This window comes from Metasolibacillus meyeri, assembly GCF_003049505.1.
Taxonomy (GTDB): Bacteria; Bacillota; Bacilli; order Bacillales_A; family Planococcaceae; genus Metasolibacillus; species Metasolibacillus meyeri.
Genome location: NZ_PYWN01000031.1, coordinates 1 through 17019 on the forward strand (window position 1 = coordinate 1; position 17019 = coordinate 17019).

17 protein-coding genes and 1 pseudogene are annotated in these 17019 nt (G+C 40.5%); 6 read left to right on the top strand and 12 right to left on the bottom strand.

All coding sequences use genetic code 11. From position 1 onward, the window contains the following. A partial coding sequence (locus C9J34_RS22295; RefSeq protein WP_238600566.1) for a hypothetical protein occupies positions 1-260 on the top strand: 260 nt, incomplete at its 5' end. 14 nt (positions 261-274) lie between these two features. On the opposite strand, the gene moaD is transcribed toward C9J34_RS22295, so the two are convergent. The 5 genes from moaD to C9J34_RS04665 are packed head-to-tail and all read right to left on the bottom strand — an operon-like array spanning position 275 to position 3765. Further along, positions 275-505 carry a molybdopterin converting factor subunit 1 gene (moaD, locus tag C9J34_RS04645; protein WP_107838699.1) on the bottom strand — a complete coding sequence of 77 codons (231 nt, stop codon included), beginning with the start codon at positions 503-505 and terminating at the stop codon, positions 275-277. A 5-nt stretch (positions 506-510) separates the two neighbouring features. After that, a complete protein-coding gene (locus C9J34_RS04650) occupies positions 511-969 on the bottom strand; it encodes a molybdenum cofactor biosynthesis protein MoaE (protein WP_107838700.1) in 459 nt (152 codons plus the stop codon). Next, positions 969-1481, bottom strand: a complete 513-nt coding sequence (gene mobB, locus C9J34_RS04655) for a molybdopterin-guanine dinucleotide biosynthesis protein B (RefSeq protein ID WP_107838701.1) — start codon at positions 1479-1481, stop codon at positions 969-971. The genes C9J34_RS04650 and mobB overlap by 1 nt, the downstream gene beginning before the upstream one ends. Next, complete coding sequence (locus C9J34_RS04660) at positions 1442-2734, bottom strand: molybdopterin molybdotransferase MoeA (protein ID WP_107838702.1); 1293 nt, start codon at positions 2732-2734, stop codon at positions 1442-1444. Before C9J34_RS04660 ends, mobB begins: the two co-directional genes overlap by 40 nt. Before the next feature lie 14 nt (positions 2735-2748). Then, entirely contained in the window at positions 2749-3765 is a 1017-nt protein-coding gene (locus tag C9J34_RS04665; protein WP_107838703.1) for a MoeB/ThiF family adenylyltransferase, read from the bottom strand. Positions 3766-3830: 65 nt separating this feature from the next. Here C9J34_RS04665 and C9J34_RS04670 point away from each other — a divergent pair, with 65 nt between their 5' ends. The 3 genes and pseudogenes from C9J34_RS04670 (at position 3831) to moaC (ending at position 5377) form a co-directional block, all read left to right on the top strand. After that, positions 3831-4328 (top strand): MogA/MoaB family molybdenum cofactor biosynthesis protein, encoded by a 498-nt coding sequence (locus tag C9J34_RS04670; RefSeq protein ID WP_107838704.1) that lies wholly within the window; start codon positions 3831-3833, stop codon positions 4326-4328. Continuing rightward, a pseudogene (locus C9J34_RS22300) lies at positions 4325-4795 on the top strand (molybdenum cofactor guanylyltransferase); the annotation flags it as partial. The gene C9J34_RS04670 and the pseudogene C9J34_RS22300, both read left to right, overlap by 4 nt. Positions 4796-4894: 99 nt before the next feature. After that, entirely contained in the window at positions 4895-5377 is a 483-nt protein-coding gene (moaC, locus tag C9J34_RS21830) for a cyclic pyranopterin monophosphate synthase MoaC (protein WP_193768891.1), read from the top strand. A 160-nt stretch (positions 5378-5537) separates the two neighbouring features. Here the strand turns inward: moaC and moaA are convergent, their stop codons facing one another. Genes moaA through C9J34_RS04690 form a run of 3 tightly spaced genes read right to left on the bottom strand, consistent with a single transcriptional unit; the run spans position 5538 to position 7714 of the window. After that, positions 5538-6551, bottom strand: coding sequence for a GTP 3',8-cyclase MoaA (gene moaA / locus C9J34_RS04680; RefSeq protein WP_420799117.1), 1014 nt, complete (start codon positions 6549-6551; stop codon positions 5538-5540). Further along, complete coding sequence (gene fdhD / locus C9J34_RS04685; protein WP_107838707.1) at positions 6551-7354, bottom strand: formate dehydrogenase accessory sulfurtransferase FdhD; 804 nt, start codon at positions 7352-7354, stop codon at positions 6551-6553. The genes moaA and fdhD overlap by 1 nt, the downstream gene beginning before the upstream one ends. A gap of 12 nt (positions 7355-7366) precedes the next feature. Next, positions 7367-7714 carry a Na-translocating system protein MpsC family protein gene (locus tag C9J34_RS04690; protein WP_107838708.1) on the bottom strand — a complete coding sequence of 116 codons (348 nt, stop codon included), beginning with the start codon at positions 7712-7714 and terminating at the stop codon, positions 7367-7369. 381 nt (positions 7715-8095) lie between these two features. On the opposite strand from C9J34_RS04690, the gene fdhF reads away from it, so the two are divergent. Both fdhF and C9J34_RS04700 read left to right on the top strand, forming a co-directional pair. After that, a complete protein-coding gene (fdhF, locus tag C9J34_RS04695; RefSeq protein WP_107838709.1) occupies positions 8096-11029 on the top strand; it encodes a formate dehydrogenase subunit alpha in 2934 nt (977 codons plus the stop codon). Between the two features lie 4 nt (positions 11030-11033). Further along, a complete protein-coding gene (locus C9J34_RS04700; protein WP_107838710.1) occupies positions 11034-11510 on the top strand; it encodes a helical membrane plugin domain-containing protein in 477 nt (158 codons plus the stop codon). Positions 11511-11719: 209 nt separating this feature from the next. Here C9J34_RS04700 and C9J34_RS21690 read toward each other — a convergent pair whose 3' ends face one another. The 4 genes from C9J34_RS21690 to C9J34_RS04720 form a co-directional block, all read right to left on the bottom strand. After that, the gene (locus C9J34_RS21690) at positions 11720-12190 is read right to left on the bottom strand and encodes a hypothetical protein (protein WP_153062606.1); all 471 of its coding nucleotides are present in this window, start codon (positions 12188-12190) and stop codon (positions 11720-11722) included. A 194-nt stretch (positions 12191-12384) separates the two neighbouring features. Then, positions 12385-12675, bottom strand: coding sequence for a hypothetical protein (locus C9J34_RS04710; RefSeq protein WP_107838711.1), 291 nt, complete (start codon positions 12673-12675; stop codon positions 12385-12387). 15 nt (positions 12676-12690) lie between these two features. Beyond that, positions 12691-15288, bottom strand: coding sequence for a VWA domain-containing protein (locus C9J34_RS04715; RefSeq protein WP_107838712.1), 2598 nt, complete (start codon positions 15286-15288; stop codon positions 12691-12693). Further along, positions 15272-17017 (bottom strand): vWA domain-containing protein, encoded by a 1746-nt coding sequence (locus C9J34_RS04720; RefSeq protein ID WP_107838713.1) that lies wholly within the window; start codon positions 17015-17017, stop codon positions 15272-15274. The genes C9J34_RS04715 and C9J34_RS04720 overlap by 17 nt, the downstream gene beginning before the upstream one ends. Between the last annotated feature and the right edge of the window lie 2 nt (positions 17018-17019).

Consider the following 17019-nt stretch of genomic DNA (forward strand, 5'->3'; position numbering starts at 1 on the left):
TTGCGACTTTCCCGATTTATTTGCGGGTTTCCTCAGTTTATTTGCGACTTTCCCAATTTATTTGCGGGTTCTCTCAGTTTATTTGCGACTTTCTCGATTTATTTGCAGGTTTCCTCAGTTTATTTGCGACTTTCCCGATTTATTTGCAGGTTCTCTCAGTTTATTTGCGACTTTCTCAATTTATTTGCGACTTTCCCAATTTATTTGCGACTTTCCCAATTTATTTGCGGGTTTCCCAATTTATTTGCGGGTTTCCATAAATCATTCTCGCCACTCATCCCCCGCTGATTGGTGGGATAAAGGCAACTGTATCTTGTGGTTGAATCACGGTTGTATCTATGGCAAACTCCTCATTCACTGCAACCATCACTTGCTGCAACGAAATGTTCGGATAGTTGCTCGCCATCCATTGTTTCAACTCGCCCACTGTGCATTGTGGCATGTCAATCGTTAACTGGGATTGTCCGATGGTTTCCTGCAAATGAGCAAATAATAAAATCTCCATGTTGCCTAGTCCTCCTTATTTAATGATGGCGTACCTGTTGGATAAGGGATATTTTCCAATTGGTCCCCTATCCACTCTGTGCCATCCTCCCAATGCTCTTTCTTCCAAATCGGCACAATTTGTTTAATGCGGTCAATTGCATATTCATTTGCTTCATAGGCAACTTTACGATGTGGCGAGGAGACTGCAATAACAACAGCAATATCTGAAATCGCTAGCTGTCCGATGCGATGACTAATCGCTATTTGTGCATCTGGCCAGCGTTCATTTATTTCCTTAGCAATTTGCTCAAACATTTTAATTGCCATTGGTATATAGGCCTGATATTCCAAATGCAATGTTTTTTTGCCTTTTGTCATTTCACGCACTGTGCCGATAAAAACTGTGATAGCTCCTGCATTACGACTAACTACCTTACCTCTTACTTGCTCTATATCAATTGGCTTATCAGTAATTTCAAACATTAATCTTTCCTCATTTCTGTCATTAAAAAATCAAGATATTGTGCTGTTTCATCAATCGAAAACGCTGGATAATCCGTTGTAGGCTGTACATGCCAATAAATTACACAGACGATATTGGATAACTGCTGCAATAAAATCTCATCTGTCTCTGTACGTAACAACACAACTTTCGGGTAATGTTCATTTTTATAGCCTTCAATCAACAGCCAATCGATTGGAAATATGTTATAAAGCGCCACGATATCGTCTAGCTTCCAACGCTCTTGCTGTATGCTCAAACGCAACATGCCCGCACCTTCAACAGCCGTTATACGAGCACCTGCCTCTGCATGACGTGCGCTATCTTTTGTCTGATCGTTTTGCGGTACACCGCCATGCCCATGGTGCTTAATCGTTGCAACTCGCACCCCTTGCTTTGTTGCACAGGCAATTAACCTCTCAAGAAGCGTCGTTTTGCCGCTGTTTTGATAGCCTACGATTTGTAGGATTTTTCGATTTTGTCCCAAGGCCATTCACTTCCTTGCATATCTTCTAACAATAAAACAACAACTTGCATGCCCTTTTCGTAGCCGCGCGAGCCACCTGGCAACACGATAAAGGCGTTCGCTCCCTCTAACGATGATACAGCACTTGATTTATCAAAACCGCAAGGCACAGCAATTAGCTGCCCATTATCAAAAGAAACCGTTCCACGTACAAAGCGTGTAAAAGGATTCGGCTTTGGAAAATCAGCGCCTAACCTCGCCTGCTCACGTCGTAAATGCGGCTGCGGATTTTGAAAAGCTGTACGAATAATCGGACGTGTAAATAGTTCAAAGCCGACATAACAAGCAGATGGATTGCCAGACAAACCATATAAGAGCTGTCCATTACGTGCCGCAACTGTCGTAACGCTACCTGGACGCATCGCCACTTTATTAAAAAGTACCTCTGCTCCAATCGCCTTGTAGATAGCTGGCAAATAATCATAATCACCAACAGATACGCCACCTGTTGTAATTAAAATATCCACTTCCTGTAAAGCATCTTTCACAGCTTCAATACATAGTTCCAAATTATCGCTTAATTGACCAAAATATTTCGCTGTTGCACCAGCACGCTCAATTTGTGCCATTACCATATAAGCATTACTATTGCGAATTTTTCCAGCTTGCAACGCTTCATCAGGCTCTAATAATTCACTGCCTGTTGCAATCACACCAATGATAGGTTTTTTGAAAACTGTTACTTGTGGATAACCAAATGTAGCCAAAAGTGCAACAACACCGGGGTTAATATACTGCCCTTTTGTAATTAAAACAGCACCCTTTTGAATATCCTCGCCTTTGTAAGAAATATTTGTGCCTGCCTGTACTTGTCGCTTCAATGACATATAGGCTTGCCCATCCTGCTCAAAGCTTTGCGTTATTTCAAGCATGACAACAGCATCACAGCCTTGCGGAATCATCGCTCCTGTCATAATGCGCACAGCTTGCCGCTCATCGACAATACCGTCGTAAACATAGCCTGCGCCGATTTCACCTACAACTTGGAATACAACAGGCTGTTCAGCGTTAGCTCCCTCACTATCAATCGAACGTATCGCATAGCCGTCATAAGGCGAGCGATCAAAGGCAGGGACATCTTGATCAGCAGCAATATCCTCTGCTAAAAAACGTCCATACGCTTGATGCAATGGAATCGTTTCCGTTTTTTCTTGATAAGCATAGTGCATGACACGTTGCACAGCCTCCGCTACAGCAATTGGCTTTCTTTGTTCTATCATATTAAAACACTCCTTTATCCTAATAAACGATAGTAAATGCTTTTCGCTTGGTGAACATCTTGTACGCCATGGATCACAACTCGTCCATCTTGAAATAGTACAAAACGATAATCCTCTGTTTGACAAGAGAGTAAATATGGATTTTGTTGAATCCTACCATGATGTTGTAGCTTTTCGGCAAGCTGCTGCAAGTCATAGTGAACTTGCTGTGGTGGTCGAATTTGTACAGCATCACGTCCACATAATATATCGAGCTTCGTTTGATTTTCATAGGCTAAATACGGATAGGTAGGATTTGTACCACAGGATGGACAATCAGATTGACGGATTTTATTCACATTAATTTCATAATGCTGATTTTGCCAAACATCAAATGTTAAATAGCTTTTGCGTAAAGTTGCCATATTCCCTACTAGAATTTTAAGTACCTCCGCTACTTGATAAGCCGCTACTATTTGCACTGTTGGGCTAATAATGCCTACCGTATCACAGGTTGCTCCGGTATTTGGTATAGCGGATAGTAAGCAGTGTAGACACGGTGTGACCTTGGGTACAATGGTATACGTAGCGCCGTAGCTTCCAACACAAGAACCATAAACCCATGGTATGTGATGCTTTTGTGCAAGGTCATTCAAGAAAAAGCGAATATCAAAATTATCCGTTGCATCTATCATGACATCAACACCAGCAAGCAATGTGGTAAATTGTGCCGTATATGCATCTAAAATATGTACATCAATCAGCACATCACGGTTAATTTGCTGTAAGCGCTGCTGTGCCGCAATCACTTTCGGTATTTTATTTTCAGCATCTTGCTCTGTATAAAGTTGCTGCCTTTGTAAATTACTCCATTCTACATAGTCTCGATCAACTAACGTCAGCTTGCCAACACCAGCGCGTACAAGTGCCTCCGCACTCGCACTGCCGAGAGCTCCTACCCCAACAATAAGCACATGCTTTTGCTGAAGTTGCTGTTGCCCAAGCTGTCCAATGGGCTGAAATAATTGCTGTCTTGAATATCTATCATGCATGGCATTTTTGCCTTTCTATTTATATTTTTATTATAATAAGATTCAAAAAGGAGAATTTCAATTATATGACACATCCAACATATCAGCATCTTGCTATACACGTTGCAGTTTTAACAGTAAGTGACACACGTACAGTAGCCGATGACAAGAGCGGGCAACGCATTCAAACATTGCTTGAAGAAGCTTCCTTTACATTAGCAGACTATCGAATTGTAGCCGATGAGCCTGCTGAAATTGCCCACCTTGTACAAGGCTGGTGCGCTGACCCAACCGTTCATGCCATCATTGTAACTGGTGGAACAGGCTTTACAGCAAGAGACCAAACCTATGACGCCATTGCTCCTCTTTTTGAAAAAGAAATGACAGGCTTTGGCGAGCTATTTCGGACGTTAAGCTATGATGAAATTGGTGCAAAAGCAATGTTTAGCCGCGCAACAGCAGGTAGCTGTCAACAAACGGCCATCTATGTGCTACCAGGCTCTACAAACGCGGTTACACTTGCAATGACAAAGCTTATTGTGCCGACTATCCAACATTTTGTTGGTGAGCTACGACGCCTATGAAAATTGCAGGCGTCTTATTAGCAGGTGGGCAATCGTCACGCTATGGTCAGCCAAAAATGTTTGAGCAATTTGCAAATCAGCCTCTTTATCAGTACAGTTTAAACGCTTTACAACAAAATCAGCTACAGCCCTTAATTATCGCCACAAATGAGCACTTGCAGAAGGGCTTTGCTGAAACTGATGTACAGTGGCTTATTGAGCAACAGCCACACCAAGGACCGCTCTTTGCTTTACACAATATTATGGGAAATTTCCCCGATGTTGAATGGTTTTTCGTTTTAGCAAGCGATATGCCTTTTATCGATGCAGCGCTTGTCCAAACATTGCTAACATTTATAGATGAGCGCTATGATGCCATTGTGCCACGGCAAGATAATCGATTACAGCCGCTCGCTGCCTTATATCGCCGCACTGCCTATCCACTTGCTAGCCAATTAGTTCAGCAAAATCGGCGCAGTATGCAAGCTTTATTAGAAAAGCTTCGCGTTTGCTATGTCCCATTCGCAAGCGATACAATGGCATTTACCAATATCAACACACCACAAGATTGGCAAAGGAGTCAAACCATGAATAATTTTACCCATTGGAATGAGCAAGGTCGTCCAAAAATGGTCGATATTTCGGCAAAGGATGTTACACAGCGCACAGCGATTGCACGTAGCATTATCACTTTATCAAATCAATTGTATGAAGCGATTCAACAAGGTCACATCAAAAAAGGTGACCCAACACAAGTAGCACAAATTGCGGGTATTATGGCTGCTAAAAAAACAGCAGACATTATTCCGATGTGCCACCCTATTATGTTGCAAGGTACAGATTTCCAATTCACTTATCAGCAAAGCGCTTCAGGCTACGAGTTACATATCGAAGTAACTGTCAAATGCAATGGTAAAACAGGTGTAGAAATGGAAGCATTAACAGCCGTTTCCGTTGCTGCACTGACGTTTTACGATATGTGCAAAGCGGTCGATAAGTCGATGGTCATTAAAGAAACCTATCTTGTGCAAAAAACAGGTGGCAAAAGCGGCACATACACGCATGACTAATATGAGAGGGGCTGTCTGAAATTGCGGGCACGCCCCTCTTTAACAGGCGAAAACAAACATTGGTTGGGCACTTTAACCTGTTCGTTGGGCGAATTTAGCGATTGGCCGGGCGCTTTCCTTCATCCGTTGGGCGAATCATTACTTTTGAACTAGATAATTTTCAACCACCGATATGTGACATTTCAATTTTTGCATTTCTTCTGTTTTGCACCGTTTGTTCATTGCGCTCATCTGAATAACGGTCCACGCGCTGTTCCCATATTTCAGAAATTCTCTCGGTAATCACCACATCATCCGCATTGGAGCGCAATAATTCTCGTAAATTGACACCGTTTGTAGCAAATAAACATGTGTACAATATGCCCTCTGCTGAAATACGAGCGCGTGAGCATGTCGAGCAAAAAGAATCTGTCACTGACGAAATGACACCAATTTCCCCTTGCCCATCCTCGTATTGATAGCGTGTCGCTACCTCGCCTGTATAATTCGGCTCAACTGGATGCAACGGTGAAAAATTCTGTACTTGTGTAAGAATCTCTCTTTTCGGCACAACATCGTCTAAGCGCCAGCCATTTGAATTGCCGACATCCATATACTCAATAAAGCGTAAAATATGCTGTTTCTCCTTAAAAAAGCGCGCCATTTCTGCAATATCTTGCTCATTTTTTCCTTTTTGAACAACCATATTAATTTTCACAGCTAATCCTGCTTCGACTGCTTTTTCAATGCCTTCTAGCACTGTTACCACTTTTCCACGCTGTCCATTCATCTCAGCAAAGCGTTGCTCATCTAATGAATCTAAGCTGACAGACACTCTTGACAAACCTGCTTGTGCTAAAGCCTGTGCATATTTTTTTAATAAAGTGCCATTTGTTGTCAAAGCAATATCTTCTACGCCTTGTACTTGATAAAGACGCTCAATTAACACAGGTAAATCACGGCGTAGCAACGGTTCACCGCCTGTAATTCGCACTTTTTTAACACCGAGTGCTACGAAAATTTTCACTAAGCGTTCAATTTCCTCAAAGCTTAAAATTTTATCCGATGGTAGAAAAGCATAGTCTGGTCCAAATATCTCCGCGGGCATACAATATTGACAACGGAAATTGCAACGGTCTGTTACCGATATGCGCAAATCTCGCAACGGCCGATTGAGCTTATCACGTACAGTCATCATAGCTCCTCCTTTCGCAATTGAATACGCTCTGGATGTGTATAAATATTAAGCGAATTGTATCTAATAAAGCCTACTGTCGTAATACCTAATTGTTCAGCTAATTGCAATGCTAGCTCTGTCGGTGCCGATTTTGATAAGACAATGGCACAGCCAATTTTCGATACCTTTAATAAAATTTCAGATGAAATGCGTCCGCTAAAAACGATAATTTTATCACGCATATCAATTTGTTGGCGCAAACAATGACCGTATATTTTATCAAGTGCATTGTGACGACCAATATCCATACGCGTTAATAAGATGCCATTGTTATCACATAACGCCGCATTATGCACACCGCCAGTTTGCTTAAAGGTTAATGCCGTATTTTGCATTTCCTGCATAAAGCGGAAGCAATCCTCTGTTGTAATTTGGATATTGCTATCCTTCATTGTTTTTGCTGTCAAGGCATCGTTTGTAAAAACAAAGCCTTGCCTACTCATACCACAGCAAGAAGTAATATAACGCTTATTTTGGATTTGTTGATAATATGGATTTAACCGCTTTGTTGTAATATGCACAAAGCCCTCTTGTTGCTGATACCAAATATCCTCAATATCTTCAATGCTCTGTATAACACGCTCAGAGGCTAAGTATCCAACAACCATATCTTCCACATATTCAGGCGTACAAACCATTGTCACAAATTCCTGCTGGTTAATTTTAATCGTCACTGCATGCTCTGTGACAACCATATCTTCTAGCGTTTTTACTTGTCCGTTATCAACGCGTAAAATCTTTCGCATAACTGCCTTTTCCATCAGTCATCGCCTCTATTCACTAATAGTATCCTCAAACATAAATACCGAAATGGCTATATCTTCCTCAATTTTTATATCTGTAAAAAGATGAACTAATTTTGTACCCATCAGTTCTTCCAATGCGGTTGGCGGTTCTTTCGCATATAGCTCCTGTATCATGTTCGTTCGTGCAGCATGAATCGTTTTTAAGCCCTCTGCTGTACTTGCGATAAATTTTTCTGTCGGTGTGAGATTGCCGTGCAAAGTCGAAATCGCCATATTGTTAACAAAAACTGTCTGGATACGCTCAGGTCCTTTTCCAAATAAATCTTTACGCAACTTGCGAATCATATCGTTAAATTCATGTATTTTTTTAGACATTGTGCGGTTCTCCTAACATCAAATAATTTTTCCACCCTACTAGTTTGTTAATAATATAGTACCGCGAAAAAAATTGAAAGGGAAAAATAAAGGATTGTTCATTGCAAATAAAGAAGCTATAATAAAAGATATACGAATGGGATTGAGATATTTTAATTCATCAGGAATTTTAATGTTTGAGTGCTATTGTGAACTTAACTGAACAGTAGATTGGGTTTTTAGCACGTTCTGCTAAGAGTTTTATCCACCTTGAATGACTAACATGCAAATAGCGTGTCATTTCTTGGTGGATTTTTTTATTTCATGTGAAGACATAAGCACTAAATGAGGGGGTGCTAGTCTTGGCATTTAATAGTCGGAGAGAAAGAGGAGGAACTGACTTTGAACAATATTACGATTAACGGCGTAGCATATCCTATAACAGAAGGGGCAACAATTCTCGATACGATTAACCAAAATGGTATTGCACATCCACAAATTTGTCATGTGCCGGTAGTTGACCCAATTGAGACCTGTGACACTTGTATTGTGGAAGTAAATGGACAATTAGTACGCTCTTGCTCAACAAAGGCACAGCAAGGAATGAATGTCCAACTAGCCTCTGACAAAGCAAAGGCGGCCCAAACAGAGGCGATGGATCGCTTATTAGAAAATCATTTGCTATACTGCACAGTTTGCGATAATAACAACGGTAATTGTGCATTGCATAATACGGCTGAAATGATGGAAATAGAGCATCAAAAATATCCGTATAAACCGAAAGTTGAACCACATGAAGTCGATACATCACACCCTTTTTACCGCTATGACCCAAACCAATGTATCGCTTGCGGCCAATGTGTAGAGGTCTGCCAAAACTTACAGGTCAATGAAACATTATCTCTTGATTGGGAAGCCGACAGACCACGTGTCATTTGGGATACAGGTGTGGCAATTAACGATTCGTCCTGTGTTAGCTGTGGTCAATGTGTCACAGTCTGTCCATGTAACGCTTTAATGGAAAAAACAATGCTTGGCGAAGCTGGCTTTATGACAGGGTTGAAGCAAGATATGCTTGACCCAATGATTCACTTAATTAAAGAAGTTGAGCCGGGCTATAGCGGTATTTTTGCTATTTCTGAAGTAGAGGCTGCGATGCGTAGTAAACGCACGAAAAAAACGAAAACGGTTTGTACATTTTGCGGTGTAGGCTGCTCATTCGAAGTATGGACAAAGGGGCGAAAAATTTTAAAGGTGCAACCTTCTGAAGGACCTGTTAATGCCATTTCTACTTGTGTAAAAGGTAAATTTGGCTGGGATTTCATCAACTCAGAGGAGCGTCTAACGAAGCCATTGATTCGTAAAAATGATGAATTTGTCGAATCATCTTGGGAGGAAGCACTTGATTTAATAGCTAGAAAATTAGGTAGCATTCATGAACAATATGGCTCAGGCTCTATCGGCTTTATTTCTTCTTCTAAAATTACCAATGAAGAAAACTACTTAATCCAAAAAATGGCACGTCAATTGTTCCAAACAAATGATGTCGATAACTGCTCACGTTATTGTCAATCACCTGCGACAGATGGCTTAATTCGCACAGTTGGCTTAGGTGGAGACGCTGGCACAATTAAGGATATCGCCAAGGCTGGTCTTGTGATTATTGTTGGTGCGAATCCTGCTGAGGGACATCCTGTACTAGCAACGCGTGTCAAACGTGCCCATAAGCTACATGGGCAAAAACTAATTGTAGCTGATATTCGCAAGCATGAAATGGCGGAGCGTTCTGATATTTTTATGCGTCCAAAGCAAGGTACGGACCAAGTATGGCTAATGGCTGTGACCAAATATATGATTGACCAAGGCTGGCATGATGAAGCCTTTATTCAAGAAAATGTAAATCATTTCGGGGAATTTAAAGAGGTACTTGAAAAATACACATTGGATTATGCTGAGCAACAAACAGGTATTGCGAAAGAAACATTAATTCAAGTAGCTGAAATGATTCACGATTCAGATGGTACATGTATTCTTTGGGGAATGGGCGTTACGCAAAATACAGGTGGTTCTTATACATCTGCGGCAATCTCCAATTTGCTATTAGCAACAGGTAACTATCGCCGTCCAGGGGCTGGAGCCTATCCACTACGTGGACATAACAATGTACAAGGTGCCTGTGATATGGGAACATTACCTCACCTATTGCCTGGCTATCAAAAAGTGGCAAATGACGAAGAACGTGCTAAATTTGAAGAGGCTTATGGTGTAAAAATTCCTGCACAACCGGGACGCACAAATATGGCCATGCTTGACGCAGTAATGGAAGGTAAAATGAAGGCGATGTACTTAGTTGGAGAGGATATGGCACTTGTTGATTGTAACGCAAACCATGTTGATGAAGTGCTGTCACAACTAGACTTCTTCGTTGTGCAAGACTGCTTCTTATCACGCACAGCACAATATGCCGATGTTGTTTTACCCGCCGCACCATCGCTTGAAAAAGAAGGAACTTTCACCAACACAGAGCGTCGTGTACAACGCTTATATCAAGCATTACCAACACTTGGTGAGTCAAAAGCGGATTGGGAAATATTACAGCTGATTGCACGCCGCTTAGGTGCAAATTGGAATTATCGCCACCCAAGCGAAATCTTTGCTGAAATGGCTAGCCTTTCACCTATATTTACTGAAGCAAGCTATGATGTATTAGAGGGCTGGGGCAGCTTCTGTTGGGGTAGCTTAGACGGCAAGGATACGCCTTTATTATATGAAGACGGCTTTAATTTCCCTGATAAAAAAGCTCGCTTCTCCTTACAGGATTGGGTACAGCCTGTAGAATATGAGGCACAATATGATTGCTTAATTAATAACGGACGTATGTTAGAGCATTTCCATGAAGGCAATTTAACAAATAAATCAAAGGGTATTCAAGCAAAAGTTCCCGAAATTTTTGTTGAAGTATCGCCTGAATTAGCGAAGGAACGCGGTATTGAAGATGGCGCTCTCCTGCGCCTCGTATCACCATATGGTGCATTGAAATTAAATGCGCTTGTCACAGATCGCGTACAAGGCAATGAGCTATTTTTACCGATGAACTCTGTTAGTAAAGATTCAGCAATCAACTTCCTAACAGGTCCAGCCGCAGATATTAACACATCTACACCTGCCTATAAACAGACGAAGGTGCGTATTGAGGTACTGAAGCCTAAAGGCAAAACGCCACTTCCTCGAACAAATCCGCGCTATAAGCAGCGTCATCCGCAAAATGGTGTTGAAGTACAGCGCAAATGGAATCGTCCAGGCTATGTGCATTTAACAACGAATGGGGGGAATTAAGAGCGTGGCAAAATTAATTTCGACGATTAAAAAAGAAGAGCTTACAGCTGAGCAACTACAAGCACAAAAGCTAGAAGATTTAAAACAACTTGTCACAGAAAATGAGGATGCTGTGAAGCAAATTTTCACCATTTTAACGGAATTAAATGATATCGGAGCACTAGAGGCTGCATCGAAGCTAATTGAAGCAAAGGAAGAGGTTGCTCATATCGCATTAGGCCAATTAACACGTAAGCCAATCACAAATATTATGAATAATTTAATGGGCGTTGCAGGCGCATTGTCAGATATGGACCCTGCTACAACAACAAAGCTCATTGAGGCTTTAAACAGCGGACTAGATGAAGGCAATAAAGCTGTAGAAGCTGATGAAAAAATCGGTGTTTTGCAATTAATGAAGCAATTAAAAGATCCTGATGTCAACCGCGCTGTCAATTTTGGTGTCCATTTTTTAAAAGGGCTTGGCAAAGGCTTGAAATAATAGATAGTCAAAAGGTGCAAGAAATCAAGTTTTTCAATTGATTTCTTGCACCTTTTTCTTGCAGTATTATTTTGCATATTCAAATTCCTATTTTCCCCTTAAAAGTAGCTCGTTATTTCATTAAAAGGTTTTCAAAAGTCATGTGATTCAAAACCTCAGTCTGAATACTTAACAATTTTTTTCAACTCATCACGTTATTAAAACATAGTTTATTGTTTGTAGCGTAAAAACATAATATCCTTTTCGTTTTTGGCAGCCTTCAATGTAATATAATCCAATCTTTCATTTATTTCTTTATTAGCATTATTTTGCAATTTAACAACTTCTTCAAATTGCTTGCCAATCCCAATAAAATGTCTATCCATTTTTTCTTCTATCTGCCCAACTCTTACTTTTAAATCTTGTACTTCTCCCTTTACTTCTTGCATTTCCCCTTTTAAATCTTGTACTTCTCCCTTTACTTCTTGTATTTCCCCTTTTAATCCTTGTACTTCTCCTTTTACTTCTTGCATCTCTCCTTTTAACCCTTGCACTTCTCCCCTTACTTCTTGCATTTCCCCTTTTAATCCTTGCACTTCTCCCCTTACTTCTTGTAATTCTCCCTTTACTTCTTGCATCTCTCCTTTTAATCCTTGAATTTCTCCATACATTTTTTCTAATAAACTATATACCTTTTCCATTATTCTCACCCCCAACAAAATAAGAACATTTGTTTCATTTCAACATAACACAAGTGAATTTGGCTAGTGTGAATTGACATTTATTATGATACGCAAAGTGTTTTATATCTTTCATTATACAATTTTTTGTTGCAAGATTCGAATGTTAATGATTAGAAAAAGATGCTGGGAAAATCCATTCCCCAGCACTCTTTTTATCGATATCCCGCCTTCGTCAACACCTGCATAAAGTAAAAACGATAAGTATTTTGCACGAAGCTTTCTAAAGGTAAACCAACATCTAACTGGTACTTCGTAAAAATAAAATGAAATCGTTTATCCCATTTTAAGCGTAACAGCTCACCTGCGTCTTTTCCGTATTTCTCAGTAAACTCCACAATTAAAGGCTCAATCATATAAGTACATTCATTTTTCAAGTGCATTAATGCTTCAATATCCTTTTCCTGCTGGAAACGTCTTATCCACTCATGTAACTGTTCATCCATTTCACAACCATCCTTTTATGAGCGCTTTTTCATACCTTTCAGCAATTGAGCAACATTCGTATCTTCTGCTTGTATAGGCTTTTGCTCCACACTTTCTGCTTCCATCCTTGGCTTGATGAAAAAGCCCCAGCCAAAGCGACGTATCGTAATATCAATAAAGAATAGTAGCATTCCTGCTAATAATAACCATAGCGCAATATTTTGACGTTCAGCACCCTTTGTCGTAAAGTCACGGAATGCTTCAGCTGGTTCTTTCAAAATAGCGCCACCTGTTTGCTCTGTCAAATCTGTAATAAGCCTTTCATTGACAGGCTTTAGTTCATATTCCTCACTATATGGCACAGTTAAGCCAGCTTGGTAAATTGCCTGTTCCTCATCGGCAATTCGGAAGAAAATCAGCCCTTGCTCTGTATCTACCGTAGCTCTTACTTGTGAGGCAGAAATCATTTCAAGTTGCGTTTCTAGCTCTTCTCCTACCTCATTGACAGCCACAATATCTAAAAAGGCAGCTTCATTTGTCGGGTCCGTAATAATAAAAGAGCCATCTGCATCTAAACGAACATCGTAGGCAATATCATTATAGCTTGGTAGCATTTGTGATAGCATCGTTTGCCAGAACATGCCCCAGTCTTGCCATCTTGCCCAATCACCTGTCCATTTACCTGTCGAATCAGATGTAAAGGCAAAGGTTTTCCCTAAACCGTACTGCCACTGTGCAAGTACAGGGTCTTCCTTCGCACTTTCTGCTACAACGACTGCACCTTGCTTTGCTGTAGTACCAATATAGGCATTCATTTGCGGTACACCTTGTGCAAATAATTGATTCCAGCCTGATGCATTATAAATTGTCGGATAAAATGGATTATCCTCAATATAAGTACGTGAAATCATGGCTGTTTCTCGTGATAAAATGGACGGGATTGTTTGCTCATCGATGACATCGTAAAAGCGTCCGCTTCCCATTTCGCTCAATTGCTGTAATAACGAGCTATCTGCATCGCTGCCAATCGCTACTGTTGATAGCGTAATATTATTGCCTTTGCCTTCTTCAATTAATTCCTCATAATTGCCAGGCTGTGACTGACCATCCGTTAATAAAATGATATGTTTACGTTGCAATTGTAAGTCTGCTAAATTTTCATAAGCTAATGCAAGTGAGCGATAAATTTCTGTACCACCACCCGGTGTCACCGATAAAATCGTATCGACAGCTGCCTCTTTATCATGTAATGGACTTGTTTCAATAATTTCCCATGGTTGATCATCGAAGGCGATAAAGCCAAGTGTGTCTTCCTCACGTAGCAATTCTACCGAACGAGCTGCTGCCTCCTTTGCCAGTTCGAGCTTAGAGCCGTACATACTACCAGAACGGTCAAGCACAATAACGAGACCTAATGAAGGAAGCTGTTCTTTCCCTTTTATCTCCATTTCAACAGGCAATAATGTTTCAATTGGTGTTTTAAAATAACCACCTAAGCCAAAGCTGTTTTCTCCACCAATCATGGCAAAGCCGACACCAAAGTTTTTAACAGCTTGCTCAATAACAAGCATTTTTGCTTCACCGACTACATGCCCTGGGACATTGTCGAAAATAATCGCATTGTATTGCAAGTAGTTGGAAAGATCGTTCGGTAAGCTTTCAGCTGCAATTACATCATAATTGATAGCATGCTGACCGAGTGCTGCTGCAATAGGAGATGCTATATCATAACCATTGACAATTAATAAGCGAGGTTCACTTTGCACCATTGTAATGCTCGTCAGCTTATTATTTTCATAAATAGCATCTTCTCCAACTTGTACAACCGCCTCATATTTCACAAGCCCCTCTGATTGCATACTATGCTTATACGTAAAAACGTTGGAGCCTTCTGTCAGCTCTACCGCCTCACGATGGATTAACTGGTCGTTTTCATATAGCAAAAGCTCTCCTTGTTCTGCTTCTGTTGCATAAATCTCAGTAACAAGCTGCTGTTGCTCTCCCGCATACGCAATTTGTGGTGAAACAAAGCTTTTCAATGACACATCATTCGTGACTTTTTGTTGGAATGGCACCACATCAATACTCATTGCTGAGCTTTTAAGCTTTGTCGCAAATTCTAAGACATCCCCCTTTGTTTCATTGCCATCTGTTAATAGGATAAAGCGTGTTGCTTTTTTGGAATCGACAATACCTGTAGCAATTTGCAAGCTTTGCTCAATATTCGTTTCGCCATTATTTTTGAATGCTGAAAATTTCGGCACTTCCTTCAAATCCCCTGTTAAAGTTGCTTCAGTTTGCACAGTGGAAGCAAAGGAGTAAATGCCTGCTGCTTGATTATTTTTTTTCGATTGTAGACTCTCTACGATAAAGTCAGTCAGCTCCTGCTCCGTCGTATTCATCGATGCTGAGCGATCGACTAAAAAAACGATTTGCTGCTCTTTAATTGGCAGTAAAATATAAGGACCTGCGAGGGCAAATACAAGACAGCAAACCGCCAAAATTCGAATACCTAATACGACAATATGGCTCTTTTTCAAACGCTCTCGTTCACGCCAAAATGTCCAAATAAAATAAATAAGCAATGGAAGTAATAGCAACAAGGCAAGCGGTATATCAATTCGTAAATCCACGACGTCGTTGCACCTCCCATTCGACAACTAACAATAATAAAACAAGCAATAGTATCCATGGTACAATGGATGATTTCGATAATTCCTCTTGCCCATTGTCTGGTAATGCACCAATTGTATAGCTTGTTCCCTCTTCAATGACACGCTCCTGTGCCTGTAATTGCACGATAAAACGCTTCTCCTCTTCAGTAGAGCGCACAACATAAGTATCTGGCTTTATCGGAGCTGTTAAAATACCATTCACAACAGTTGATAAAAATTCATCATCCTGTGAATAAACTGACCACTCTCCTTGTGCCAAGGCTACAACTCTCTCCTCATTTGGCGCAAAGATGCCAAGTGAGCTAGAGGATTCTAATAGTTGCTGCTCCACGCTCCATAAAAATAACGGGAATGATGGATGCAACGGCCAATCTGTATCTTCAATATCGGCTAAAACAATAATATCCCCTTCAGGCGAAAGCTGAATAAAGGGCTCCTCGCCTACCGTTGCAATTGTTTTATAACTATCAAAGCCTTCATATAATGCCCCTACATAAACATCCTTTAAATTACTAAAGGCAAATAATGCATCATTTGTCATACTTATATTTCCTGCTACTTCAAATTTCTCTGCGTCATCTCGACCAAATAAAATAATAGGCTTTTTCATTTGTCCAAGTAATGCTACTTGATTCGTTACAATAACCGCATCTTTATTATCAGCTAGCTGCAACGCAGGCACCATTTTGACATTTGGCTGTATCGCTTGAAAGCCTTTTTGTATGAGCTGATGCAAGCTTTGGTCAACTACTAATGCAGCAGAAGTTGTTTGTAACAATGCCGTTTGTGTATTATCAACTAGATAATCATCATTTGCATCAATTTTCGCTGTCATTGTTTGGGTAACAGGCAAATCTTTAAAGGTTTTTGCTACGATTTCCTTTGCCGGTATGTTCACTTTTTCACTTACTAGCTCTTTATTATCAGCATCGTACAATGTTAATGTTGCTTGCTGCATCTCCTTCGTATCGTTACGAAGCTGTACAAGTGCCATTGCCGCTTTTCCATCTGTCGTTGCAGCAAAGCGCGTAATTGCAATATTTTTTAAATCCTTTGCTGCACCTTTCACAATCCACTGTACCGTATCTTTTTCAATAGGTAATTGCATTTTATCAAGCGCATCTGTAAAAATGTAAACAGATGTTGGCGCATCTCCAATAAATGCTTGTGCTACATCAAGTGCTTTCGGCATTTGAGCCGTTTCATATGTTACCTGCAACGCCTGAATCGCCTGCTCAATCGCATTGACATTCGTTTCTTGTTGTAAAATAGCTATTGGCGCATGTCCTGTGGTAATCACTGTGATTGGCCTGCCGTTTAAATCGTTGATGAGTGACAGCATTTCTTGTTTATGTAACTCAAATGTTGCTTGCTCTTTCCCTGCAAGCATTGTCGCTGACGTATCAACAATAAACACGACTTGCGAACCTGCAATTTTTGATTTATTTATATATGGATTCATCAATGCGAGCATAAGCAGCAATAACGCCAATAGTTGTAAGTAGAGCAAAGCATTTTTTTGCAGATGCTTTAAATATGGTGATACACGTGTTTCCTGCATAATTTCTGACCAAAAAAGGGTAGAAGATACAGGTTGATCCGTATATTTTTTACGGAAGAAATAATATAGTAGGACAATAACTGGAAAGATGGCCGTCCAGCTATAAAGTATTTGACTAAAGCCCATAC